At 64.1% G+C, this 23,060-nt stretch carries 25 protein-coding genes; 18 read left to right on the forward strand and 7 right to left on the reverse strand.

The annotated features are described in order from the left end of the window. Window positions 1–10: 10 nt before the first annotated feature. From IVB46_RS09940 to IVB46_RS09955, 4 genes are all read right to left on the reverse strand, one after another. Window positions 11–877, reverse strand: coding sequence for a branched-chain amino acid ABC transporter permease (locus IVB46_RS09940; protein WP_247309276.1), 867 nt, complete (start codon window positions 875–877; stop codon window positions 11–13). A gap of 98 nt (window positions 878–975) precedes the next feature. After that, on the reverse strand, window positions 976–2,175 hold the full coding sequence (locus IVB46_RS09945) for an urea ABC transporter substrate-binding protein (protein ID WP_225005773.1): 1,200 nt from the start codon (window positions 2,173–2,175) through the stop codon (window positions 976–978). Window positions 2,176–2,251: 76 nt separating this feature from the next. Then, window positions 2,252–3,250, reverse strand: coding sequence for an acetamidase/formamidase family protein (locus tag IVB46_RS09950; RefSeq protein WP_208087657.1), 999 nt, complete (start codon window positions 3,248–3,250; stop codon window positions 2,252–2,254). A 17-nt stretch (window positions 3,251–3,267) separates the two neighbouring features. After that, on the reverse strand, window positions 3,268–4,668 hold the full coding sequence (locus IVB46_RS09955; RefSeq protein WP_247309273.1) for an amidase: 1,401 nt from the start codon (window positions 4,666–4,668) through the stop codon (window positions 3,268–3,270). A gap of 409 nt (window positions 4,669–5,077) precedes the next feature. Here IVB46_RS09955 and IVB46_RS09960 point away from each other — a divergent pair, with 409 nt between their 5' ends. Then, window positions 5,078–6,253, forward strand: coding sequence for a transporter substrate-binding domain-containing protein (locus IVB46_RS09960; protein ID WP_028151205.1), 1,176 nt, complete (start codon window positions 5,078–5,080; stop codon window positions 6,251–6,253). Further along, window positions 6,250–6,837, forward strand: coding sequence for an ANTAR domain-containing protein (locus IVB46_RS09965; RefSeq protein ID WP_028151206.1), 588 nt, complete (start codon window positions 6,250–6,252; stop codon window positions 6,835–6,837). The genes IVB46_RS09960 and IVB46_RS09965 overlap by 4 nt, the downstream gene beginning before the upstream one ends. A gap of 231 nt (window positions 6,838–7,068) precedes the next feature. Here IVB46_RS09965 and IVB46_RS09970 read toward each other — a convergent pair whose 3' ends face one another. Beyond that, on the reverse strand, window positions 7,069–7,803 hold the full coding sequence (locus IVB46_RS09970; protein ID WP_247309272.1) for a helix-turn-helix domain-containing protein: 735 nt from the start codon (window positions 7,801–7,803) through the stop codon (window positions 7,069–7,071). 90 nt (window positions 7,804–7,893) lie between these two features. Here IVB46_RS09970 and IVB46_RS09975 point away from each other — a divergent pair, with 90 nt between their 5' ends. The 10 genes from IVB46_RS09975 (at window position 7,894) to IVB46_RS10020 (ending at window position 17,371) form a co-directional block, all read left to right on the forward strand. Continuing rightward, entirely contained in the window at window positions 7,894–8,574 is a 681-nt protein-coding gene (locus IVB46_RS09975) for an RraA family protein (RefSeq protein ID WP_247309270.1), read from the forward strand. A 2-nt stretch (window positions 8,575–8,576) separates the two neighbouring features. Beyond that, window positions 8,577–9,839, forward strand: a complete 1,263-nt coding sequence (locus tag IVB46_RS09980) for an aconitase/3-isopropylmalate dehydratase large subunit family protein (protein ID WP_247309268.1) — start codon at window positions 8,577–8,579, stop codon at window positions 9,837–9,839. Then, window positions 9,836–10,333 (forward strand): alpha-IPM isomerase, encoded by a 498-nt coding sequence (locus IVB46_RS09985; RefSeq protein ID WP_208087664.1) that lies wholly within the window; start codon window positions 9,836–9,838, stop codon window positions 10,331–10,333. The genes IVB46_RS09980 and IVB46_RS09985 overlap by 4 nt, the downstream gene beginning before the upstream one ends. A gap of 92 nt (window positions 10,334–10,425) precedes the next feature. Continuing rightward, window positions 10,426–11,508 (forward strand): alanine--glyoxylate aminotransferase family protein, encoded by a 1,083-nt coding sequence (locus IVB46_RS09990; protein ID WP_247342632.1) that lies wholly within the window; start codon window positions 10,426–10,428, stop codon window positions 11,506–11,508. Window positions 11,509–11,539: 31 nt separating this feature from the next. After that, entirely contained in the window at window positions 11,540–12,547 is a 1,008-nt protein-coding gene (locus IVB46_RS09995) for an extracellular solute-binding protein (protein ID WP_247342635.1), read from the forward strand. Between the two features lie 4 nt (window positions 12,548–12,551). Continuing rightward, window positions 12,552–13,613, forward strand: a complete 1,062-nt coding sequence (locus IVB46_RS10000; protein ID WP_247342639.1) for an ABC transporter ATP-binding protein — start codon at window positions 12,552–12,554, stop codon at window positions 13,611–13,613. Continuing rightward, window positions 13,610–15,247 (forward strand): iron ABC transporter permease, encoded by a 1,638-nt coding sequence (locus IVB46_RS10005; RefSeq protein WP_247309266.1) that lies wholly within the window; start codon window positions 13,610–13,612, stop codon window positions 15,245–15,247. Before IVB46_RS10000 ends, IVB46_RS10005 begins: the two co-directional genes overlap by 4 nt. A 17-nt stretch (window positions 15,248–15,264) precedes the next feature. Further along, the gene (locus tag IVB46_RS10010) at window positions 15,265–16,320 is read left to right on the forward strand and encodes a beta-eliminating lyase-related protein (RefSeq protein ID WP_247309264.1); all 1,056 of its coding nucleotides are present in this window, start codon (window positions 15,265–15,267) and stop codon (window positions 16,318–16,320) included. A 384-nt stretch (window positions 16,321–16,704) separates the two neighbouring features. After that, window positions 16,705–16,935 carry a hypothetical protein gene (locus tag IVB46_RS10015; protein ID WP_247309262.1) on the forward strand — a complete coding sequence of 77 codons (231 nt, stop codon included), beginning with the start codon at window positions 16,705–16,707 and terminating at the stop codon, window positions 16,933–16,935. 37 nt (window positions 16,936–16,972) lie between these two features. Beyond that, the gene (locus IVB46_RS10020; RefSeq protein ID WP_247309261.1) at window positions 16,973–17,371 is read left to right on the forward strand and encodes a hypothetical protein; all 399 of its coding nucleotides are present in this window, start codon (window positions 16,973–16,975) and stop codon (window positions 17,369–17,371) included. A gap of 130 nt (window positions 17,372–17,501) precedes the next feature. On the opposite strand, the gene IVB46_RS10025 is transcribed toward IVB46_RS10020, so the two are convergent. Then, window positions 17,502–18,059 (reverse strand): SET domain-containing protein, encoded by a 558-nt coding sequence (locus IVB46_RS10025; protein WP_071912271.1) that lies wholly within the window; start codon window positions 18,057–18,059, stop codon window positions 17,502–17,504. Window positions 18,060–18,219: 160 nt separating this feature from the next. Here IVB46_RS10025 and IVB46_RS10030 point away from each other — a divergent pair, with 160 nt between their 5' ends. Continuing rightward, window positions 18,220–18,825 carry a hypothetical protein gene (locus IVB46_RS10030; protein WP_247309259.1) on the forward strand — a complete coding sequence of 202 codons (606 nt, stop codon included), beginning with the start codon at window positions 18,220–18,222 and terminating at the stop codon, window positions 18,823–18,825. A 21-nt stretch (window positions 18,826–18,846) separates the two neighbouring features. Here IVB46_RS10030 and IVB46_RS10035 read toward each other — a convergent pair whose 3' ends face one another. After that, a complete protein-coding gene (locus IVB46_RS10035; RefSeq protein WP_247309258.1) occupies window positions 18,847–19,581 on the reverse strand; it encodes a WHG domain-containing protein in 735 nt (244 codons plus the stop codon). A gap of 106 nt (window positions 19,582–19,687) precedes the next feature. Between IVB46_RS10035 and IVB46_RS10040 the strand changes: the two genes are divergently transcribed. The 5 genes from IVB46_RS10040 to IVB46_RS10060 all read left to right on the forward strand — a co-directional run bounded on the left by IVB46_RS10040 (window position 19,688) and on the right by IVB46_RS10060 (window position 23,051). Next, window positions 19,688–21,085: a carotenoid oxygenase family protein gene (locus IVB46_RS10040; RefSeq protein WP_247309256.1), complete on the forward strand. Its 1,398-nt coding sequence runs from the start codon at window positions 19,688–19,690 to the stop codon at window positions 21,083–21,085. Between the two features lie 79 nt (window positions 21,086–21,164). Then, complete coding sequence (locus IVB46_RS10045) at window positions 21,165–21,428, forward strand: hypothetical protein (RefSeq protein WP_071912263.1); 264 nt, start codon at window positions 21,165–21,167, stop codon at window positions 21,426–21,428. A gap of 76 nt (window positions 21,429–21,504) precedes the next feature. Continuing rightward, window positions 21,505–22,080, forward strand: a complete 576-nt coding sequence (locus IVB46_RS10050) for a hypothetical protein (protein WP_247309255.1) — start codon at window positions 21,505–21,507, stop codon at window positions 22,078–22,080. Window positions 22,081–22,094: 14 nt separating this feature from the next. After that, the gene (locus tag IVB46_RS10055; protein WP_063982302.1) at window positions 22,095–22,646 is read left to right on the forward strand and encodes a septation protein IspZ; all 552 of its coding nucleotides are present in this window, start codon (window positions 22,095–22,097) and stop codon (window positions 22,644–22,646) included. 108 nt (window positions 22,647–22,754) lie between these two features. Further along, the gene (locus tag IVB46_RS10060; RefSeq protein ID WP_071912259.1) at window positions 22,755–23,051 is read left to right on the forward strand and encodes a hypothetical protein; all 297 of its coding nucleotides are present in this window, start codon (window positions 22,755–22,757) and stop codon (window positions 23,049–23,051) included. Window positions 23,052–23,060 lie beyond the last annotated feature (9 nt).

Raw genomic sequence — 23,060 nt, forward strand, 5'->3', positions numbered from 1 at the left:
CAAATTCCCTTTAGCGCCCACGACGAACCAGAACGCTGGAGAGCCCCTCGGGCAACACCCGAATGATCAAAATAACGGCGACCAGCATGCCAATCTGTCCGATGATCTGGCCGTAGCTCGCGTTCAGCGCCATCCGGATTATCGCCAGGAACACAGCGGCCGGCGCTGTTCCGAGCAGCACATTTGCCCCTCCAATGACGACCGTAACGAAGCTTTCAACCACGAAGGTCGCCCCCATGGTCGGGATCAGCGTCATCGTTGGCGCGTAGAGCGCCCCGCAAAGCCCGGCAAGGCCGGTGCCGATCCCGAAGCTGATCGAATAGATTCGGCCCGTTCGCGCGCCCAGCGCCTTCGCCATCGCCACATTCTGCATCGTCGCCCGGGCGATCACACCAAAGCGCGTCTTCATGAAAACGATGTAGAGACCGCCCAGCACGGCCACCGCGCAACCGAACAGAACCAGACGATAGGTCGAAAACGTATAGCCGCCGATTGCGAAGCTTCCCTCGGGCGTTCCGATGCCCCGCACGGCTGAACCGACAATCAGGAGCATCGATTGCGTCACGATGAGGCTGAGCCCCCAAGTGGCGAGCAGAGAATCCAGCGGCCGCTTGTAGAAGCGCCGCACGATCAGGAACTCGACGGCGACACCGATGAGCCCCGCCGTCAGCGCGGCCAGGATCTGGGCAATCGCGAGCGGAACGCCCAGATTCACCAGGCCGACGGTGACATAGGCGCCGCACATGATGAACTCGCCATGCGCCATGTTGATGACGCCCATCATGCCGAACACGATGGCGAGACCTGCGGCCGAGAGAATGAGGAACGCGAACACGTCGGCGAACTGATAGAATACCGAGAATACTTCAGCCGACATCTTGGTCCCTTTGTCGATCCCGGCGCCGCATCGTTGCGGCGCCGGCCTTTTCCAAGAACGCAACTCTCAATACGAGCAAAATCCGTGCCCGTCGGGCGTCACGATTTCTTCGGGAGATGGCTCGGCGTGTATTGGTCCTTGTCGTTCTTCTTGGTGAGATCGCAACCGATTTCGCCAAGCCAGTACGGCTGGATCGTCCCATAGTCCTTCTCGACCTTCACCTCATGCTTCGGCCCGACCGAGATCAGGCGCATGCGGTGCGAGGTGTGCTGGCTCTTCGGATCGATGCACACCTTGCCTTCGGGAGCGTCGATGCATGCATCGCCGGTCGCGATGACCTTGCGCATGTCGTCGAGCTTGATCGACTTCGCCTTCTCGACCAGCGCCTTGTACATGTAGAGCGCATTATAGGCATTGTAGCCCATGTCGTTGATGTAGAGCTCGTCAGGGAATTTCGCGTGCCAGCGCTTCTTGAACTCGGTAGCCTCCGGCGTGTCGATCTCCTCGAACCAATTCGCAGTCGCATGCATGTTGTTAAGCGCCGGCGGCTTGAACCGCTTGTGCTCGAAGCCGAGCATGACCTTGATCGACGATCCCATCGGCAGATTGAGGTTGGCCGCAGCCGCCTGCTCGAAGAACGAATCCTGGGCAGCGCCGACATTGATCGTAAGCAGCCAATCCGGCTTCGCTTTCTGAATGTTCTGGATCGTCTGCGCGAACTGCGACACGCCGAGGGGAATGAACTCCTCACCGACGACCTCGCCGCCGAGATCCTTCATGATCTTGCGGTTCCACTCCGCCGAAATCTGACCGAAATTGTAATCGGCTGCGATGACATAGACCTTCTTGCCGAACTTCTCGACCATCCACGGGATCAGCGTCGAGAATTGCTGCTCGGGCACCGCGCCCATGCTGATCATGCTGGCGTCGCAGACGCCGCCTTCATACTGATTGGTGTAGAAGTACGGTGTCGAGGTGCGATCGACGATGGGACGCAGCGCCTCGCGCGAGGCCGAGGTGATGCCGCCGATCAGCACGTCGACCTTGTCGCGGTTGAGCAGTCGACGGCCGAACTCCTGATAGCGCGCGTTGTCGCCCTGCGGATCGAGGTGAATCAACTCGATCTGCCGACCAAGGATACCGCCGCTCTTGTTGATCTCCTCGACGGCCAGCTGAGAGCCGTGCAGCTTCGGCATGCCCATGAAGGCGAGATCGCCCGACACGTCCTCGAGCAGACCCACCTTCAACGGTGGTTCCGCGGCCCGAGCAACGGTCATTGCCGCTGCGGTACCGAGCATGGCGCCGAGCAAAACCATCCCTAACTTGCGTCCCGAACTCATCGTGATATCCCCTGTTTCTGAAAGCGACTGGATGTCATGGCTTGAGGTAATTCTTCAGGATCGATGCTCCCATCGTGTATTTAGGGTCGACCATGTTGCCGAGGCGCATCCGCCCGGCTTGGCTGAGCAGCATGTAGGCGTCGATCTCGTCGAAGCCGTAGTCGGCCGCCATCCAGCGCACGAGCTCGCGATAGGCGATACGCGCCGCGTCCTCGAGCGGACGCGCGCTGCCGATCGTCATGATGAAGTCCTTGGTCTCGAGCCGCGGCCAGGCAAAGCTCCAGTTCTTGATCAGGTCGACCTGCAGCGTGACGGTCGCGCGCTGCTCGAGCGCTACGCCGGAGAGCTCACCGTCGCCTTGCGTCGCATGGCAGTCGCCGACGTAGAGCATCCCGCCGTCGGTATGCACCGGGAAGTAGATGATCGCGCCGGGGGCGACGTCGGGCAGATCCATGTTGCCGCCGTGGTAATCCGGCTGCAGCGAGGAGATCGCCTCGATCTCCGGCGAGACGCCAATGGTACCGATGAACGGCTCGTAGGGCAGCGTAATCTTGTCGTTCCAGCGCACGCCGTTCCTGTCGACATGCAGCTTCTTCACGCGCTCCGGCAATGGCGGGTTGAGCAGTGCCGTCGAGCTCGTCCCGACGAGTCCGCCGAACTCAGGAATAATGCAGGTCGTGCCGGCCGGCTGCTCGCCGCGGGTCTCGACGTCGCGGATGTAGATCGCGAGGCAATCGCCCTTCTTGGCGCCCTTAACCGCGATCGGCCCGCATTGCGGGTTCAGATAGGGAAAGTTCAGTTTGGCGGTGGGGCTGTCGCTCTCGCTGGTGAGCACACCGCCGAACGCATCCTCCGTCTCGACAACCACCACTCCGCCGGGGTCGATCGACAGGGTCGGCTTTGCATAGGGACCGTAGACGTAGTGGAAGCCGCCCTGCTCTTCGATCGTCAGGCTATGCGTCGCCCCGGTCGCGCCTTTGGCGACCGCACGCTTGGCCATGATGGAATTCTTCAACCAGTCTTCTGCGGGCATATGATTGGCTCCTCAACTCAGATCCCGGGATGACGCTTGTGCCAGTCGGTAACTCGCTGGAACGCATCGCCCGCGCGAACGAGGCCGGCCTCATCGAAATGACGACCTACGAACTGGAAGCCAACCGGACCGCCATTCGCGGCGAAGCCGCCGGGTAGCGTCACGGTCGGGCTTCCCGTCATGTCGAACGGGCATGTGAAGCGAAGCAAGCCTGCGATCAGCGAGGCGTCCTCGCCGAGCGACGCCATCTTGCCGAGCGTGGGCGCGGCGAATGCCTGGGCCGGCACTGCGAGGAGATCGACCGATTCGAACAGAAGGCGGACGGCGCCACGAAACGCTTCGCGCCGGAGCACGATCTTCTGATAGTCCATGCCGGACTGCTGCCGACCGAGATCGAGCAGGCCAGCGAGTGCCGGGCCGTACTCGTCCTTGCGCGCGGGATAGGTGTCCTCGTGTGCGACGGCGACCTCGATGCCGCACAGCGGGAACCAGTCGTCGATGACCGCCTTGGGATCGGGGAACGTAATCTCCTTGATCTTTGCGCCGAGATCGGCCGCTACACGCAGACCCTCGGTCAACACCCTGGCCGCATCGCCATCGGTGCCTTCGCTGGTCCAGCGCCGGTCGACGCCGATCGTCACGCCGCGAAGGTCGCCGGACAAACTGGCGAGATAGTCAGGCACGGGCAGCGGAACCGACGTCGTGTCCTTGGGGTCCTGACCCGCGATCACGCCGAGGATGGCGCCGCAATCGACCGCGCTCCTTGCCATCGGGCCGATATGATCCAGCGTCGCCGCAAGCTCGAATGCGCCGTAGCGGCTGACGCGTCCCCAGGTCGGCTTGAGCCCGGTGACGCCGTTAGCCGCGGACGGAAAGCGGATTGATCCGCCCGTATCGGTGCCGAGCGAGCCGAAGCAGAGGCCCGCCGCAGTAGCGACGCCGGAGCCGCTCGAGGATGCGCCGGGCCAGAGATCCGCGTTCCACGGGTTCTTCGGTGGGTCGATCTTCGGGTGATGATCGGCGTAGGCGCCCTCGGTTTGCTGCAGCTTGCCGAGGATGATGGCGCCGGCATCCTTCAACCGCGCAACTACCGTTGCATCCTCGGAGGGACGGAAATCTCGATGAATGGTCATGCCATGGGCCGCCGGCGCGCCCTTGGCCCAGCAGAGATCCTTGACCGCCACTGGCACACCATGCAGCGGCCCCTTGATCTTGCCGGAAGCGATCTCCTTCTCGGCCGTGGCAGCGTCCGCGAGCGCCGAGTCAGCCATCACATAAGCGAAACTCTTGAGCTTGCCGTCGAGATTCTCGATCCGCCCGAGCATCGCTTTGGTCGCTTCGACCGGCGACAGCTCCTTCGCCTGGATCTTCCGCCCGACGTCGACGAGTCCGAGATAGTGGAGATCTGTTGCCGCCATCGTTCTTCATCCTCACACTCGATGTGACGCGCGGTCGTCTCCGCGCATGCGTCACCGTTCTGGCGACGCGGACGCATCGCCAGCTTCCTTGGCGGCAAACGAAAAAAGCCACCCGTCCCTCCCGAATGAGGCGACGAATGGCTCAAATGCCGCGGCTATGATCTATCGCTTAGGGGCCGCAATCGAACGAAGCACTTAGTGCAAGGAGCTGGACGTCATCGGCCAGATCGGCGCACGCGAGGTTCGACAGGTAGCCCTGTAGGAGAAAAGTCTAAGTAACTGCCCATCGCATTGTCAACGATGCTCTCTGCCTAAATTTCGATAGTGCTGCGCAGCAAAACGGCAAGCGACTTGCACTGTCATCGCCGATGATGATTTCATATTCGCGTTGCACTACCGAAAGTCGTCAATGACAAAACCGTCTGTTCCCGTTGGCATCATCTGCTCGCAGTCCGGGCCCTATCAGGCCATGGGCCGCGAGATCCTCAAGAGCGCGATGATGGCGGTCGACGAGATCAACAACCAGACGGAGTTCGGCTTCTCGATTGCCGCTCATATCCGCGATCCTCGCGGCATCATCTCCGAATACCATACGGTCTGCGACGATCTCATCCGCAATGTCGGCGTCGAGCACATCATCGGCTGCTACACGTCGGCGTCGCGCAAACAAGTTCTGCCGATCGTGGAGCGCACCGATCGCCTGCTCTGGTATCCTGCGCGCTATGAAGGCTTCGAGTGCTCCGACAACGTCATTTATGTCGGCGCCTCGCCCAATCACAACGTCCTGCCGCTCGTCCGGTACGTGCTCGACAATCTGTCCCGGGAGATCTTCTGCGTCGGCTCCAACTACGTTTGGACATGGGAGACCAATCGCGTCACCCGGGAGTTGGTCAGCGCGGCAGACGGCCACATCCTGGCCGAACGGCTGCTCGAACTCGGCGAAAGCGCCGTCGGGCACATCGTCGACGAGATCGTCCGCCGCAAGCCGCCGATCGTCTTCAACACGTTGGTCGGAAGCTCGAGCTACGACTTCATTCGCGCCTTCCACGCCGGCACCAAGGCCGCCGGGCTCGAGATTCCGATGCTGAGCTGCAGCCTGTGCGAACCGGAACTGTCGATCGTCGGACCGGCGTCGGCCGGCTGCATCACGTCATCGGCCTATTTCGAGAGCATCCGCCTGCCGGAGAACCGCGCATTCGTTGCACGCTGGAAGGCGCGCTATGGCGACGACAGCAGCCCCTCGGTCGACGGGCAGTCCGCCTATGTCGCCGTCTATCTGCTGGCGCGCGCGTTGCAGCGCGCTGGCACATCGAGTATCGCCGAGGTGCGGCGCGCCGCGGCCGGCCATCGCTACAATTCGCCGCAAGGACCGGTCTGGATCGACGGCGGCAACAATCATTGCGTCCTTACACCGCGGCTTGCCGTTTCCAATCCGCGAGGACAGTTTGATATCTTCTGGGAAGCCGACGCGCCTGTTAAGCCTGATCCTTACCTGACGCAGCTCGACGTTGCCGTCAGCCCTTCGAGGGAGACCTCGGCGGGCGGCGCATTGCCGAATGCGCCGCATTTGCGGGTTGTAAAATGAGCAGACCGTCTTCATTTTCGCTGCGCGGGCGTAAGGCAATCGTCGCCATCAAGGACGAACGCGACGCAACCATCGTGCGACGCCAGTTCGAGCGTCTTGGGGTCGACAGCATCGCGTGGGAGCCGACAGAGGCGATCGACTTCGCGCCGGATCTGGCGTTGATCGATGACGAGTTCCTGCCTTTGACGCAACCGGCACGACGCGCGTTCCTGGGACGCTGCCCGGTCATCGCCCTGCTCGGCACCGAAACGCCGAGCCGGCTGAAGCTAGTGTTCGAGCTCGATCCAGCCTCGTTCCTGGTCAAGCCGTTGCGCTCGGCCGGCATCTACGCGGCGCTCGTCATGGCAATCGAGCGAAGCGAACGCACCAACGAATTGAAGCAGCAGGTGGTCAAGCTCGAGCAGCGTCTTCGGTCGCGTCGCGTCGTGCTCGCCGCCGTTCTCCAGGTGATGCACTCGCACGCGCTCGCAGAACCAGCCGCCTTTGCGCTGATCCGCAAAGCCGCCATGGAACAACGCAAGACGATCGAAGAGCTTTCGGCGGAGATTACCGCCAAGGGCATGCTCCCGCGCGCAACCGGCTAGCTCACTTCCATACGTGTGTATTCCTCACCGCACTTCGCCTGACCTACCGGCAATGGTGGGGCGTAGGCTGATCTACGCCGAATGGCTCAAGTTTCGCGAGGACATCGTGACCGGGTTCAGAGTTGCGGAGGCGAGCTTTGAGTCCAGTCTCTACAGACTGTACAAGACCTGAGCGGAGTCTATTCACGAGCTTGCCGGTCGAAATAGTGCCCTGCCCCGAACGGGGCGGCGTCAGGGAGAGCCTGTTTCGGCCGACGGCAGACTGATGATCCGCGGCGCGCCGACCTCGCGGGGCAATGGCGCGCCGAGCACAAGTGAGAGCCGATACGAGGCGTCGGTGAGCCGGGACGCCAGCGCCTGGAGGTCGGCCTGACGGATGCGTTCGATTGGGCCGCTCACGGTCATGGCGCCCACCAGCGCTCCGTCGTGGCCGAAAACGGCGGTGGAGAGGGAGGCCGTCACAGCGTCGTAGATTCCGGAACTGACGAAGACCTGCACGCAGCCATCCGTGCGGTCTGCCCAGCGCGCCGTCCGCAGCACTTGTCCCGTCGAGGTCAAATCGAGTGGCGCGAGATTTGTGGGCCGCGCGACGTCGCGCACGAGCTGCGGCGAATCCACCCGAAACAGACAGAGCCGGCTATCGCGTTCACGCACGTGGAACGCACTGCTCTCCAGCGTCTCCTGGCTTAGCCGCTGAAGGACCGGCAGCACATGCTGTTCGAGATTGAAATTGGCCCGATAGGTGGTGCCGAGCTGGAATGTCTTTGCGCCGAGCGCGTAGCGGCCGTCGCTGAGGCGGACGACGTAGCCGGCTTCATCCAGCGACACCAGCGAGCGCATCACGGTCGGTTTCGCCAAGCCCGTGATCTTGGCTATGTCGGCCAGGCTGCGCGACCCGGCTCCAGCGAAGGTATCCAGGATCGCCAACGCCCGTTGCACGGCGGCGACCCCTTGCGTCTTGGGCATCGAAAATCCCTGTCCTGCCGATTTTCAGTTGACCTCGGCTCGTCACCGTTACACTATGCGTAACGGCGTTCCATTTTCAATGGGGTTGATATGGCCGTAGGGTTCAGGATCCTTTCCCGCAAGCGTGTTGTCGCAGGCGAATGGGTCGAACGGGCTCGCGCCCTTCCGGTCGCCAACATCAGCGATGTGATGTCGCGCATGGCCGCGGGCGGCCCCACGCTCCGGCCGATGCATGCGGCTGGCGGCATGGCCGGTCCCGCTTTGACCGTGAAGACGCGCCCCGGCGACAATCTGATGGTTCACAAAGCGCTCGACATCGCGGTTGCCGGCGACGTCATAGTGGTCGATGCGGGCGGCGACCTCAGCAACGCAATCTTCGGCGAGATGATGCTCGCGCAGGCCGCCCGGCGCGGCGTCGCCGGCATCGTTATCCATGGCGCGATCCGCGATGCCGCTGCGATCCGGGCAAACCCCCTTCCCGTTTTCGCGGCGGGTGTCACCCATCGCGGTCCCTACAAGGACGGTCCGGGCGAGATCAACGGACCGATCGCGATCGGCGGCATGGTCATCCAGTCCGGCGATTTGGTGCTGGGCGACGACGACGGCGTGCTAGCCGTCGCCATCGACGATTGCCGAGCGGTGATCGAGGCAGCCGAAGCCAAGCAGTCTGCCGAGACCAAGCAAATGGCGGCGATCGAAGCCGGTACGCTCGATCGTAGCTGGGTCGACGCCTCGCTCCGACGTCTCGGCTGCGAGATGCCAGAGGTCTAGCGATGGCCGGGCGTACGATCTCCGAGAAGATCCTCGCTCGAAAATCCGGGCAGGATGCGCACGCCGGGGACCTCGTGGTCTGCGAGGTCGATTGCGCGCTCGGCACCGACGGTTCGGTCCCGATGGCGCTCGACTATTTCAAGGCGATGGGCGGAGAGAACGTGCGCGATGCCGCCCGATTGGTCTTTGCGCTCGACCATTACGTGCCGCCGACAAGCCCGCAGACGATCGAGCTGCACCGCGTGATGCGGGACTTCGCCAGGCGGTTCAGCGTCACGCTGCATGAAGCCGGTGAAGGAATCGGTCACCAGCTCATCGTGGAGACGGGCCGCGCTCTGCCGGGTGGTCTGGTCGTCGGAGCCGACAGCCATGCCGTGACATACGGGGCACTGAATTGCTTTGCGACCGGGATAGGCTCGTCTGATCTCGCCGCGGTCATGCTGTGTGGCCGGATCTGGCTGCGCGTGCCGGATTCGATCCGCGTCGTCCTGACCGGACAACTGCCGAGCGGCGTCTATGCGAAGGATATCGCACTGGCCCTCGCGGGCATGCTCGGCGCTGACGGTGCCGCCTATCAGGCACTCGAATTCGCAGGACCGGGTGTCGCCACCCTCGCGCTGGAGGACCGCCTCGTCCTGAGCAATCTTGCGGTCGAGATGGGCGCGAAGACCGGCATCTTCCCGGCCGATGCTGAAACCATCGCCTATCTGCAGGGCCGAACCGGCCAGGCTTTCGAACCGGTCGCAGCGGATCCGGATGCGCACTACAGCCGGACCGTGGAGATCGCGCTCGACGCCCTCACGCCGCGGATCGCGTTGCCGCATCTGGTGGATCAGGTCGTGGCGCTCGAGGATGCGGCCGGCACGCCGGTACAGATGGTCTATCTCGGCACCTGCACCGGCGGCAGGTTACGCGACTTCCATCAAGCCCTCGCGGTGCTCGAGGCGGGTGGAGGCGTTGCACCCGGCGTGCAGCTCGTGGTCACGCCGGCATCGCGCGAGGTCCGCGACGCCATGGCGGCCGATGGCACGCTCGACGCCCTGGTCGGTTTCGGCGCCACCGTGGTCGAGCCGGGCTGCGGCTCCTGCTGCGGGACCTGCGGGGTGATCCCCGGCGACGGGGTTTCGGTGATCTCGACCGCCAACCGCAACTTCAAGGGCCGCATGGGCAACGCCAAGGCATCGATCTACCTCGCCTCCCCGGCAGCTTGCGCAGCCGCCGCGACGCGCGGTGCCGTAACCGATCCTCGCGAGGTGTCGCGATGACAGCCCTGCGAGGACGCGCGCGACTTGTCGGCGACGACGTCAACACCGACTCCATCATCAGCTCGACCCGCAAGCGGGAGAGCCTCGACCCCGCCGTTCTCAGGCAATTCCTGTTCGAGCATGTCGATCCGACCTTTGCAGCTTCTGTGCAAACCGGAGACATCCTGGTGGCGGGCAAGAATTTCGGTTGCGGCTCGGCCATGGAAGTCGCCGTCACGACAGTGCTCGGCGCCGGCATTCCGGCGGTGCTGGCCCGAAGCTTCTCGCGCACCTACTACCGCAACGCGATCAACAACGGCCTGCTGCCGCTCGTCTGCGATACCGGCGGGATTCGCGAGGGCGACATCCTGATCTCCGATGGCACCGGCGCGATCCGCAACGAACGCAGCGGCGAGACGCTCAGCCCGGAGCCGCTGCCGCCGATCATGCTGGCGATCCTGCGCGCGGGCGGCCTCGTTCCCTATATGCGTCAGAACGGTGACTTCAAGCTATGACGATCACAGACACTCCGAGCGCCATTGCTTCGACGGGATACCGTCTTCGGCTTCCCGGTCCAACCGAAGTGCCCGAGCGGGTGCGGCAGGCGATGGCTCGGGTGATGGTCAACCATCGCGGACCCGAATGCCGGACTGCAATCCGCGAGGCGGAGGAGATGATCCGCCCGATTTTAGGCACGACGAACCGCATCCTGTTCTTTGCGAGCTCCGGAACCGGCGTTATGGAGGCTGCGCTCGTCAACGCGGCCGGACCGGGCCATCGGATCCTCGTAGTCGAGCATGGTCAGTTCGGTGAGCGTTTCACCACGATCGCCAAGGCCATGAACATCACCGTCGACACGGTCGCGATCGAATGGGGCCAGGCGATCGATGTCGCCGCGGTGGAGGCTCTGTTGCGCGAGCACCCCTATCGCGCCGTCGTCGTCGTGCACAATGAGAGCTCGACCGGGATCGTGGCCGATCTCGCGGCGCTTGGCGCACTCGTGCGCGACCGGCCAACGCTGCTCATCGCAGATTCCGTCAGCGGTCTCGGCGGCATCGCGATGCGGCAGGACGAATGGGGCGTCGACATCGTCGTCTCGGCCTCGCAAAAGGCCTTGATGTGCCCGCCCGGCCTCGCACTTGCCAGCGTCAGCGCCAAGGCGTGGCGCGTGATCGGGCAGGACGAGCAGCGATCGGCCTTCTATTGGGATTTCCGTCGCGCGCTGAAATCCGCGGAGCAGAACGAGACCGCGTTCACGGCACCGGTGAGCCTCATCTATGGCCTGCGTGAGGCCTTGACGATGATGCACGAGGAAGGCTTCGCCAATGTGCTCGCGCGCCACAAGAAGCTCTCCGCCGCGCTGCGCGCCGGCGGCGCGGCGCTTGGACTCGCAGATTTTTGCCGCGATGAGCCACGCTCGAACACGGTCGTGGTTTTCAAGGTCCCCGACGGGCTCGAAGGCGGAGCCATCGTGCGGCAGCTCTACCAGGATCACCGCACGGTGATCGCAGGCGCCCGCAACCGTCTCTCCGGCCGTGTCATCCGGTTTGGCACGATGGGTGCTTTGAGCGCGGGGACCATTCTGACCGACCTTCTGCATCTCGAGGACGCACTCACGAAGTTCGGCCTGCCGATCGAACCCGGCGCCGGGCTCAAGGCGGCCACCGAGTACCTAGCCACAACCGCATGAGCAATCGCTGAACCCACGAGGGCGAACCACGATGAGATCTCCTGCCTCCATCCTCGCCCGAGTCGTGACGCTCGCGGCATCGCTGTTCGCGGCCGAGTTGGCCTCGGCCCAGCAGAACGTCGTGCTCTATTCGGCCAACGACGACACCGTGAACAAGCTTGTAGCCGAAGGCTTCGCCAAGGCGACCGGAATCAAGGTCGACGTGGTCTCGACCGGATCAGGTGTGCTGGTGCGCCGCGTCGCGTCCGAGGCCGCCAATCCGCAGGGCGACGTGATCTGGGGCGTCAGTGCGACGCTGCTGCGGCTGGCGAGCCCGCACCTTCAGGCTTACGCGGCGAAGGGCCGCGAAGCCGTGCTGGCGCAATTTCGCGATCCAAACGACCTTTGGCTGGGCACCAACATCCAGGTCGTTGTGATCGGCCAGAACACCAAGGCGATCGACAAGGCCAGCGGGCCCAAAGCCTGGGCAGACCTCCTCGATCCGAAATGGAAAGGCAAGCTCGCCTTTACCGACCCTGCCAATTCCGGATTCTCATATGCGGCCGCGACCACGCTTCTCTCGCTGTGGGGCGCGGACGACGCAGCCTGGACCAAGATGGACGGGCTGCTTGCGAATGCGAAGGTGCTCAACCGCTCGACCCAGGTCTTCGACGGGATCGGCAGCGGCGAATATCCGCTTGGCATCAGGCTCGAATATGCCGGGTTCCTGTGGGCCCATAACGGTGCGCCGGTGAGCGTCGCCTATCCGGCCGAGGGCACCTATGCGGGCGTCGAGGGCGCGGCCATCCTGAAAGGCGGACCGAACCCCGAGCCTGCCAAACGGCTGGTCGACTATCTGGCCAGCAAGGAAGTCCAGGAGATGTTGCTGAAGGCGACGTTCCGGCGCCCTGCCCGTCAGGATATCGAGCTCGAGGCAGTCGCACCGGGGATGCTGCCGTTCTCGGCGGTCAAGGTGCTGCCCTATGACGACACCAAATGGGAAGCGGCCCGTCGCGACACCCTCGCGCGGCTGAAGACCACGATCCAGAACACGCGCTGATCCGATGACCGCGATTCGGATTGAAAACCTGACCCGCACCTTCGGCGCGGTGCGGGCCGTGGACGAAATCTCGCTCGACATCAAGCATGGCGAGCTGTTCACGCTGCTTGGGCCGTCAGGCTGCGGGAAGACGACGTTGCTGCGCATGATCGCAGGCTTCATCGACGTCGAATCCGGCTCCATTTGCTTCGACGGCCGGCGCATCGATGCTCTGCCCGCGCATCGCCGCGACACCGGCATGGTGTTTCAGAACTACGCGATCTTCCCGAACCACACCGTCGCCGAAAACGTGGCCTACGGGCTGAAGGCCAGGAAGGTTCCGGCTGCCGAGATCGCATCGCGCGTCGACAAGGCGCTCGAGCGGGTCCGCCTTGCAGGTTACGGTCCACGCTCGCCACACCAGCTCTCCGGCGGTCAGCTGCAACGCGTGGCAATCGCCCGCGCGCTCGTGATCGAGCCCGCCGTGCTCCTGTTCGACGAGCCGCTGTCCAACCTCGACGCGCAGTTGCGCACCGAAATGCGGATCGAGGTCCGACAGCTGCAGCAGGCGCTCGGCCTGACTGCGATCTACGTGACACATGATCAGGAGGAGGCACTCGCCATCTCCGACCGCATCGCCGTCTTGCGTCACGGCAAGATCGAGCAAGTGGACACGCCGGAGCGCATCTATCGGATGCCGCAGACCGCCTTCGTCGCCGAATTCCTCGGTTCGACCAACATGGTGCCGGGCATCGCTGGAGCTTTCGACGGCCGTAACACTCCTGTCGCAGCAGCCGGAACGGAATTCACGGTCAGAGGCGAGGTCGCAGCGCCGGGCGCGCCGGTGTTGCTGTCGGTCAGGCCGGAGGCCCTGCAGCTGCGAGACGGTTCCGGTGGCTCGCTTGTGCATGCGCGTCTGGCGCTGCGTGAATTTCTCGGCCCGGTACAACGCCTCCACGCAACCCTGCCGGACGGCACCCAGATTCGGATTGCGGCGCTCGGCGGCCAGGCGCTCGATCTCTTGCCCGGCGCGCCGCTCACCCTTGCCTACGACCCTGCCCAGATCACGGCGTATCCGGCGCCATGAAACGCTTCGCCACCATCGTGACGCTGGCGGCGCTGGTGCTGCTCGCGGTGTTTCTGCTCTACCCGCTGGCGCTTGTCCTGGATGCAAGCTTTCGGATCGACGGCACGGGCGGCCTGACACTTGGGAACTATGCGGCGATTGTGAAGAGCCGCTACTATCTCGGCAGCATCGGCAACAGTCTGCTTTGCGCCGCGCTCGCGACGGCCTTCGCATGCGCGATCGGCATCCCGCTCGCCTTCTGTCTTGCCCGGATCGACATACCGGGCCGCGCGCTGCTGCTGACGCTTGCGTCCTTGCCGCTGGTCCTGCCCTCGTTCGTCAGCGCCTACGCCCTCGTGCTGCTGTTCGGCCATGCTGGCGTCGTCACCACCGCTCTGCGCGGGATCGGCGTCCCGATCGGATCGATCTACGGCGTGCCCGGCATCGTCATCGTGTTCACGTTGACGCTCTATCCATACGTCGTCATGCCCGTGCTGGCCGGATTCCAGGCAGTCGACGCCTCGATGGAGGAGGCAGCCCGCAATCTCGGCGGCTCGCGGCCCTATGTGATCCGCACCGTGCTGCTGCCCATCGTGATGCCGGCGATCCTTGCCGGCGGACTATTGGTGTTCATTGAGGCACTGGAGAATTTCGGCGTGCCAGCGGTGCTGGCTGAGGACCGGCCGTTCCTGGCCGTCGACATCTTCAAGCTGTTCGCCGGCGAATCTGATGCCAACCCGGCCGCGGCGGGCGCACTCAGCGTGCTCCTGATCGCCTGCACGGCGATCGCGCTGCTCGTTCAGCGGCACTACCTCGGCAAGCGCCGGTTTTCGACCAATGCCCGCAGCGCGCCCGCGAAGCTGCCTCTGACGCCGGGACTGCGGCTCACGGCCACGATCGTGAGTTGGGGCATTGTGATTGCCTCGCTGCTGCCGTTCGCGGCTGTGTTGATGATCTCCCTCCTGCGCTTTCGCGGCCCTGTCCTGACCTGGGAGTTCGGATTGGGCAATTACGCCACCCTATTGTCGGGCTCCTATCGGCCGCTGCTCAACACGCTGACGCTCGCCAGCATCGCGGCCGTCGTCACCATGCTGATCGGCGCTCCGATCGGCTATGTCGTGGCCCGGCACCGCTCGCGCCTGTCGGGATTGCTAGATTTCGTCGGCATGGTGCCGTTTGCGGTCTCGGGCACGATCCTGGCGATCGGGCTCATCATCGCGTTCAACAGCGGTCCCTTGATTCTGACCGGCGGCTGGCTGATCCTGGTCATCGCCTATGTCGTCCGCAAGCTCCCCTTCGCGATCCGGTCGTCCTCGGCAATCGTGCACCAGCTCGATCCTTCGCTCGAGGAAGCCTCGATCAATCTCGGGGTCTCGCCAAGCAAAACCTTCGCGACCCTGACCGTGCCGTTGATGGCCAGCGGCCTTGTCGGCGGGCTGGTGCTGGTCTGGATCACCGCGGCATCCGAGTTGAGCGCGACCATTGTGCTCTATGCGAGCGGCTGGGTCACCACGACCGTCGTGATGTACCATGCCATCGAGGGCACCGGCGCGGGTCTAGCGGCCGCCGCGGCCGCGGTGCTTATCCTCGTCACCGCAATCCCGTTGCTCCTGATCAATCGGCGCATCAACAAGCAGGAATCAACCGTGATATGACGGCAGGACAGGACGGTATGAACGAAGCAGCCCCGACGCTCCCGAATTTCCGCAGCGACAATGTCGCGCCGGTCTGCCCCGAGATTCTGCAAGCGATCGCCGAGGCCAATCGCGGCCCGGCCGCCGCCTATGGGGACGACGATTATTCGAGATTGTTGAATGCGCGCTTCTCGGAGCTGTTCGAGACCGCGGTCACCGTGTTCCCGGTCTCGACCGGTACGGCGGCCAACGCCTTGTCACTCGCGAGCTGCGCGCGGCCCTATGGCGCCATCTATTGTCACGAAGAGGCGCATATCCACACCGCGGAAGGCGGCGCGACCGAAGCCTTCACAGGCGGCGCGAAGCTCGTCGCCATGTCCGGCCGAAACTTTCGGATCGAGCCGTCGAGCCTGCGCCAGGCGCTGGGCCAGGCGGCCTGGGGAGTCCGCAATCGCTCCCAGCCCGATGCGGTGTCGATCACTCAGGCCAGCGAATATGGAACAATCTATCCCCTCGCCGAGATCGCCGAAATCGGAGCAATCGCCCACGACAGGAATCTGTCGCTGCACATGGATGGCGCCCGGTTCTCCAACGCGCTGGGGCGGCTCGGTTGCAGCCCGGCCGACATGACATGGCGCGCCGGCGTCGACATCCTGTCCTTCGGGGCGACCAAGAACGGGGCGATGTCGGCGGATGCGATCGTGGTGTTCGACCAGGATCTCGTCGAATCCCTGTCCTATCGGCTTCGCCGCGCCGGCCAGACCGCGTCGAAGATGCGCTTTGCGTCGGCACAGCTGCTCGCCTACGTCGAGGATCGCCTTTATCTGCGGCTCGCGGCGAAGGCCAATGCCGTGGCCGCGCGTCTTGGAGCGGGTCTCGCTGCGCTGCCCGACGTTCAGCTCATTGCGCCGGTGGAAGCCAATCTGGTTTTCATCAACCTGCCCGCTTTGGCCATCAACCGTCTTGCAGCGAGCGGGCTGCAATTCGCGCGACGGGGCCAGAACGTAATCCGGTTCGTGGCTCGCTTTGACAGCACCGAACAGGAAGCCGACGAGGTTATCGCGCTCGTCCATCGCGCAATTGCAGGAGGCTGAGAGCGATCATTCCTTAACCGATCATTCTGCAGATAGTTGCCCCGCCCACCGTCACCCACGCGTCTACAGCCTTCCAATTTTCGATTGCGGCTCCTGTGCAACGAGAGCATCGCCTGGCAAGCGACACACGCTCAACCAACTGCCACGCCCGTTAGGGCGCGTGATGTCTTGCCGGTAGAGCCTGCCGAAACGCTTCTTCAAATAACCGGCCCATCTTTCTAGTAGAGCGATGGTCTCGGGACTGCGCACGATGACCAGCCTGCGCGCACCTCGCGAACAGCATCGAACACCTTAGGAGTGTCGCGAACGGGCGTATTTTTTACCCGCGAGGTAATCGAATTGGCCCCCGCCATGGCGCATCTTCGGTCGCAACAGGAGATGACCATGATCGCGCTGCTGATCTACCGGACCATCGCAGACCACCTTGTTCCCTGGGCCGTGACGCTCGCGACCCGCATGCTGGCACGCAGCCTCAACATGCCCGAGCCCCTGGTGCATTCGACCGGCCACTATGTCGTCGCGCAGGTCACAGCCTTCGAGCACGGCGTCGGCAAGAGCCTCTGCCCGTTCCGCCTCGCCCGCCTGCTCCGCGCCTGGTGGCGCGGACGGCACTGAATTCACCCCCAAGCCCAACCCAACCATGGAGACCACGATGATCGACGCATCCACCTTCCTGCGCCGCGCGCTTCTCGCCGACGCCATCTTCAGCGGCGTCGCCGCCCTCGGCTTCACCTTCGGCGCCGGCGCGCTCGCATCGCTGTTCAACCTGCCTGAAGCGCTGCTGCGCGAGACCGGCCTGTTCCTGATCGCCTACACCGCGCTGGTCGGCTGGCTTGCCTCGCGTGCCTCCGTGGCGAGGCCGCTCGTGCTGCTGGTCGTGGTCGGCAACGCGGCCTGGACGGTCGGCAGCATCGCGCTGCTGTTCTCGGGCGCGGTGTCGCCGAACATCAGTGGCGAGCTCATGGTCGTCGCGCAGGCGATTGCGACCGGCGTGTTTGCCGAGCTGCAATATGTGGGATTGCGGAAGAGCGGGAATGTGGTGGCGGCGTGAGACCACGTCACTCGCTGTCGTCGCCCGGCTCGACCGGGCGACCCAGTATTCCGAGACAGTAGACGGATGCGGATGGGCTGCGGCGTACTGGATGCCCCGCTTTCGCGGGGCATGACACCGCGGCTAATGGCTAAGCCCGCGCGCGACCGTTCTTCTTGCCAACGGCATGGCCGTTGAGCTTCTTCTTGCCGGCCTTCGCGCCCGCCTTCTTGGCCTTGGCTTCCGTGCGCGCCTTCACCTTGGTGCGTTCGGCGCGGGCCTCGGCGCGCAGCTTCTTGCGCTTGGCCTCGCAGGAAGGGCATTTGCAGCCGATCGGCTTCAGATAGGCTTTGAAGTAGTCGGTGCCGTAATCGTAGTTGATCTCGTCGCCCGGCTCGATGTTCCTGATGGCGCGGATGAAGACCTTGCGCTCGCGCGGCCGGACGTCGGACTCGGCGTTGGGGCGGCAGGAATGGTTGATGTAGCGGGCGAGGTTCTTGCGCACCGACCCGTCGATGGTCCAGCGGTTGTTGAGCTCGAACAGATATTTGTTCTCGATCTCGTCATGCGCGGGAATTCTGGAGTCCAGGATCGGTCCGAAATAACGGATGATCCGGGTCCCCTTCTTGATCGGCATGGTGGCGAAGAGGCCAAGTCCGGTCTTGGAACGGCCGACGCGATAGGATTTGCTGGAAGCGATGGCTGGCATGATCGAATGAGATGTCGCGGACGAAGCGCGGTAAGCGCAGCGGAAGGCGCCCTTCTAGAACGATTCCGCGCCGCTGTCAGGTACATCCCGCCTCTGTTTGAACCTTGCCCACAGTGAAGACGTCTGATGGAGGGAGTTCCCTCTGTATCAAGGCATCGTCATGAGGCATATCGCGTTCCTTTGTCTGACCGTGCTGCTGACTTGCCTGAGCGCGGGTCACGTCGCCGCCCAATCCATGGGCAGCACCTATTCCTCCACAGCACCAAAAGACTGCCACCAGATCGGCAAGCCCAGCGAGCTCGACGGCAGCACCACGCGGGTCTGCCCGGGAAAAAACGGCCTGATCGTGCTGATCGCCGAGGATGATTTGCGCGAAATCGTCTCGGTCGGCCGCAACCGCAAGGCCGCAGCGGAGGAACCGGCAGCAAAGATCTGGTTCGCGCCGTTCAATTCATCGGAGGCTACCGTCGAATGGCGTAGCGCGGGCACGAAGCCGTTTGCCATGATCCAGCGCTGGCACATCGCCGATGGCACCGATCCCGACAAGCAGGGACGGCCGAACACCAAGGCCATGCTCGTCGTGACGCGGCTGCCGCCGGGGCCGGTCTGCCACGTCGCCTATGTCGATGCCATCGCCAACCCCACCGCCAATGAGCTCGCGCGCAAGGCGGCCGACGATTTCGCCCGCAGCTTCACCTGCGGCAAGGACGAGGTGAAGATTGTCGGCACGCGTGGACGCGCGGTCGAACTCGCGACGATGCGCTAGGGCAGCGCCCGCCCGAAGGCGCTATGCCGGCAGCTTCGCCGTGATGGGCGCCGTCAGCATCGCCTCGAGCAACTGTTCGGTCGTCGTCCCCTCGGGCAGACGCCCCAAAATGTCCTCGAGACGGCCGTCGAGCAGCAGCATGGTGAAGCCGTGCACCATCGACCAGGCGCGCGCGATCGCGGCGCCCTGGTTCAGCGTCAGTGCGTCGCCGCTGATCTGCTCCTGCCGCATCATGCCGATGGCATTGGCAAGGCCGGCGAAGGAGGCCTCGGCCGCCTCGTGCAGCGAGGGCCTGGAATAGTCCAGCCGTTCGGTGCGGAACATGATGCCGTACATGCCCGGATGGGCCTGCGCATAGGCGACATAGGCCTTCGGCCGCGCCAGCGCGCGCTCCAGCGGCGTGGTGGCGGCGTCGCAGGACGAGGCCATCGCCGCGTTGAACTGGCGGAAGCCGACGGCCGCGAGCTCGCTGAGCAGGCCGGTGAGATCGCCGAAATGATGGGTCGGCGCGGCATGCGAGACGCCCGCCTCCCGCGCCACCGCCCGCAAGGTCAGGCCGGAGAGCCCGTCGCGCTCCAGCACCCGTTCGGCGGCTTGGAGCAGCGCCTCGCGCAGGGCGCCGTGATGATACGGCGTCTCCGTCTTCGCTACTGCCGGACGGCGTGCGGAACGCGCCTGCGCGCTCGCGGCCGACGATGTCTTGCGCGGGGTACGCGGCTTGCGCGCTGTTTCGCTCTTGGTGTCGCTTTTGGCCATTTGCAAGCTATATGACGCAATATTGACAGTGTAAAGATTTCACTTGACGAATGCGGCGATCGGCATTATTCGATCTTTACGATGTAAAGATAGGGAGGGATACGCCGTGCAGCACGACGCCGTCACCGAGCGCCGCCACAACCTCGGTCCGATTCCATTCGAAGCCGATGCGCCATTCCTCAAAATCGTCGGGGAATTGCCGCGCGATCTGAATGGCGTGCTCTATCGCAACGGTCCCAATCCGCAGTTCGATGCGCCTGGTGCGCACTGGTTCGTCGGCGACGGCATGCTGCACGCCTTCCACCTCGAGAACGGCCGCGCCAGCTATCGCAACCGCTGGGTCCGCACGCCGAAATGGCTGGCCGAGCACGATGCAGGCCGCGCGCTGTTCGGCGGCTTCGGCCGCAAGCTGCCGGATGCCCCGCAAGACCTCACCGACGGCGGCGTCGCCAACACCAACATCATCTTTCATGCCGGCAAGCTGCTCGCGCTGGAAGAAGCGCATCTGCCGACCGAGATCGAGCCGGGCACGCTGGCGACGCGCGGCTATCACAATTATCAGGGTCGCGTCGCCGGCAGCTTCACGGCGCATCCGAAGGTCGACCCGGTCACCGGCGAGCTCGTGTTCTTCGGCTACAACGCCGCGGGTCCGCTGACCCCTGCCCTCTCCTACGGATCGATCGACGTAACAGGCAAGGCGACGCGCTTCGAACGTTTCGAGGCGCCCTACGCCAGCATGGTGCACGACTTCATCGTCACCGAGAACCACGCGCTGTTTCCGATCCTCCCGATCACCGGCAGCATGGAGCGCGCGATGAGCGGACGGCCGCCTTATGCCTGGGAGCCGGACAAGGGCGCCTATGTCGGCGTGATGAAGCGCAACGGCACGGCCAAGGACATCGTCTGGTTCCGCGGTGAAGCCTGCTATGTCTTCCACATCATGAATGCGTGGGAGGACGGCAACCGCATCATCGCCGACGTCATGCAGTTCGAGGAAGCGCCACTGTTTCCGCATCCCGATGGCCGGCCGACGGATCCGGAGAAATCACGCGCCCGCCATTGCCGCTGGACGTTCGATCTCTCAGGGAAGACCGACCGCTTCCAGCAGACCTACCTCGACGATCTCACGGGCGAATTCCCCCGCATCGACGACCGCCGCGCGGGATTGAAAAGCCATCACGGCTGGTACGCCTGCGCCAATCCGCGGCTGCCGATGTTCGGCGCGCTGTCGGGCATCGTCCATGTCGACGGCAACGGCAGACGGCTCGGTCATTATCTGCTGCCGGCCGGCGATACCATCTCCGAGCCGGTGTTCGTCGAGCGCGCGACGGATGCAGCGGAAGGCGACGGCTGGCTGTTGGCGGTGGTCTGGCGCGCGCGGGAGAACCGCAGCGACCTCGCCGTGTTCAACGCCACCGATGTCGAAGCCGGCCCCCTCGCGCTGGTGCAGCTCGGCCACCGCGTGCCCGACGGCTTTCACGGCAATTGGGTGGGCGCGCAGTAACTCTCGCCTCGTCATTCCGGGGCGCGACGACGTCGCGAGCCCCGGAATGACATCGCGGATGTCACCAAAGAGGCCTCGCATGCATATGCCCTCGATCACCGCAGATTGCCTTGCCGTCCTCGCCCTGGCCTGCGCAGCGCTCGCACTCCGGATGATCCGGCTGCGACGGAGCGGCCATGTCATCTTCAACGGCGGCATCTTGCTCTCGGTCGGCCTCCTGCTCGCCGCCGCGCTGCCGATCCTGTCGCGCCTGCCCTGGGCGGAATTCGCCGACGAGGCGTCCGACCAAGCCATTGCGGCCCTTCACTTTTTGGAAGTCACCTACGTTATTTTGACACTGTAAAGATTTCGCTTGACCCGGCATCGCTCGTGATTTATTGATCTTTACACCGTAAAGATTAGCCAGACCGAGGCGGCTCATGGCGATTTTCCTGATCCTCGCGCCCTACGGCGCCTACACTTTCCTGATGCTGGTGACGTCGGCCACGATCAGCGTGTTCGCCGCGTCTGCGATCTGCCTCGCCACCGTCACGGTCGATGTCGCGCGCGGCCGCTCCGTGAAGATCCTGGCGATGGGCTCGGCGATCGTATTCGCCGCAATCGGCCTCTACCTCGCGCTGATCGACCCGAAGCTCGGCACGCTGGGCGTCAAGCTGTCGGTCGATATCGGCATCTTCGTCATCTCGCTCGGCTCGATGCTGGTCCGCCACCCGTTCACGCTGCAATATGCGGTTGAAACGGTCCCGGCCGAAACGGCGGCGATGCCCGGCTTCCTCACCGCCAACTACGTCATCACCGGCGCCTGGACCGCCGCCGCGCTGTTGATGATGGCCGCCAACATCGCGCTGCTCTACGTCCCCGGCCTGCCGCTCTGGTCGGGCCTCGCGGTCGCCTTCGCCGCCCGCAACAGCGCGATCTATTTTACAAAGTGGTATCCCGAGTATCGTCAGATCAAATATGCTGCGCCCGCCGCCGCGCTGCCCCACACCCATTGAAGACAGGACAGACGATGAAAGACGTATTCCGCCGGCTCGTCTCTGATTTCCTCTCCACCATCGTCTTCCTGGCAATCTATCTCGCGACCGACAACGTCATCCTCGCGACCGCAGTCGCGATCCTTGGCGCCATCGGCCAGGTGGTCTGGTCGCGGATCAAGGGCCAGACGCTGGGCTACATGACCTGGGCGAGCCTCGGCCTAGTCATCGTGCTCGGCGGCGCAACGCTGCTCACCCACGACCCGCGCTTCGTGCTGGCGAAGCCCGCGATCGGGCATGTCGCGATCGGCATCATCATGCTCAAGCGCGGCTGGATGCTGCGTTATCTGCCGGCGATCGTGACCGAGACCATTCCGGAATACGTTACCTTCGCGGGCTACGCTTGGGCCGCGCTGATGTTTGCGCTCGCCGCGGGGACCGTTGCGGTTGCCATGACCGGCGACATGAAGCTGTGGGCCTTCTATATTTCGGTGGTCCTGATCGGCGCGAAGATCGTTGCGTTCGCGATCCAGTACGTGGCCTTCCGCCTGCTCATCGGCAGCCGTATTCGCGCAGCCCGCGCTTAAGGGCGCGTCAAAGAGAGCGTTAGGCACGTCACGCGAGTTAGGCTATAGGCGTCCCTGGCTCACCTTGCGGATTGTCGCGAGGTGCCGGGAAAAAGTTGGGAGACACGTATGGCCGTGGACGGCAACTGGACTCTGACCATGACGACGCCCATGGGCGAGCGCAAGGCCACGCTGACCTTGCTGAACTCAGGCGGCACACTGACCGGAACGCAGGGCGCCGACGGCAATTCGGCCGAGATCTTCGACGGCACCATCAGCGGCGACGCCGTCAACTGGAAAGTCTCGATCACCAATCCGATGCCGTTGACGCTCGAGTTCATCGGAACGGTCTCTGGCGACAGCATGAGCGGCGAGATGGGCATCGGCCCGATGGGCAGTTTTCCGTTCACGGGTGCACGCGCATAAGCACGTTGC

The sequence above is a fragment of the Bradyrhizobium sp. 61 genome (assembly GCF_023073075.1).
GTDB classification, from domain to species: domain Bacteria; phylum Pseudomonadota; class Alphaproteobacteria; order Rhizobiales; family Xanthobacteraceae; genus Bradyrhizobium; species Bradyrhizobium barranii.

Coding starts and splice junctions, on each gene's coding strand:
- IVB46_RS09965 (WP_028151206.1), top strand. CDS start 6,250: ATGAGCAGACCGTCTTCATTTTCGCTGCGCGGGCGTAAGGCAATCGTC.
- IVB46_RS09990 (WP_247342632.1), top strand. CDS start 10,426: ATGGCTCGGGTGATGGTCAACCATCGCGGACCCGAATGCCGGACTGCA.
- IVB46_RS10015 (WP_247309262.1), top strand. CDS start 16,705: ATGATCGCGCTGCTGATCTACCGGACCATCGCAGACCACCTTGTTCCC.
- IVB46_RS09975 (WP_247309270.1), top strand. CDS start 7,894: ATGGCCGTAGGGTTCAGGATCCTTTCCCGCAAGCGTGTTGTCGCAGGC.
- IVB46_RS09970 (WP_247309272.1), bottom strand. CDS start 7,803: ATGCCCAAGACGCAAGGGGTCGCCGCCGTGCAACGGGCGTTGGCGATC.
- IVB46_RS10000 (WP_247342639.1), top strand. CDS start 12,552: ATGACCGCGATTCGGATTGAAAACCTGACCCGCACCTTCGGCGCGGTG.
- IVB46_RS09960 (WP_028151205.1), top strand. CDS start 5,078: ATGACAAAACCGTCTGTTCCCGTTGGCATCATCTGCTCGCAGTCCGGG.
- IVB46_RS09995 (WP_247342635.1), top strand. CDS start 11,540: ATGAGATCTCCTGCCTCCATCCTCGCCCGAGTCGTGACGCTCGCGGCA.
- IVB46_RS09980 (WP_247309268.1), top strand. CDS start 8,577: ATGGCCGGGCGTACGATCTCCGAGAAGATCCTCGCTCGAAAATCCGGG.
- IVB46_RS10050 (WP_247309255.1), top strand. CDS start 21,505: ATGGCGATTTTCCTGATCCTCGCGCCCTACGGCGCCTACACTTTCCTG.
- IVB46_RS10020 (WP_247309261.1), top strand. CDS start 16,973: ATGATCGACGCATCCACCTTCCTGCGCCGCGCGCTTCTCGCCGACGCC.
- IVB46_RS10060 (WP_071912259.1), top strand. CDS start 22,755: ATGGCCGTGGACGGCAACTGGACTCTGACCATGACGACGCCCATGGGC.
- IVB46_RS09950 (WP_208087657.1), bottom strand. CDS start 3,250: ATGCCCGCAGAAGACTGGTTGAAGAATTCCATCATGGCCAAGCGTGCG.
- IVB46_RS10045 (WP_071912263.1), top strand. CDS start 21,165: ATGCATATGCCCTCGATCACCGCAGATTGCCTTGCCGTCCTCGCCCTG.
- IVB46_RS09940 (WP_247309276.1), bottom strand. CDS start 877: ATGTCGGCTGAAGTATTCTCGGTATTCTATCAGTTCGCCGACGTGTTC.
- IVB46_RS10055 (WP_063982302.1), top strand. CDS start 22,095: ATGAAAGACGTATTCCGCCGGCTCGTCTCTGATTTCCTCTCCACCATC.
- IVB46_RS10025 (WP_071912271.1), bottom strand. CDS start 18,059: ATGCCAGCCATCGCTTCCAGCAAATCCTATCGCGTCGGCCGTTCCAAG.
- IVB46_RS09955 (WP_247309273.1), bottom strand. CDS start 4,668: ATGGCGGCAACAGATCTCCACTATCTCGGACTCGTCGACGTCGGGCGG.
- IVB46_RS09985 (WP_208087664.1), top strand. CDS start 9,836: ATGACAGCCCTGCGAGGACGCGCGCGACTTGTCGGCGACGACGTCAAC.
- IVB46_RS10010 (WP_247309264.1), top strand. CDS start 15,265: ATGAACGAAGCAGCCCCGACGCTCCCGAATTTCCGCAGCGACAATGTC.
- IVB46_RS10035 (WP_247309258.1), bottom strand. CDS start 19,581: ATGGCCAAAAGCGACACCAAGAGCGAAACAGCGCGCAAGCCGCGTACC.
- IVB46_RS10030 (WP_247309259.1), top strand. CDS start 18,220: ATGAGGCATATCGCGTTCCTTTGTCTGACCGTGCTGCTGACTTGCCTG.
- IVB46_RS10005 (WP_247309266.1), top strand. CDS start 13,610: ATGAAACGCTTCGCCACCATCGTGACGCTGGCGGCGCTGGTGCTGCTC.
- IVB46_RS09945 (WP_225005773.1), bottom strand. CDS start 2,175: ATGCTCGGTACCGCAGCGGCAATGACCGTTGCTCGGGCCGCGGAACCA.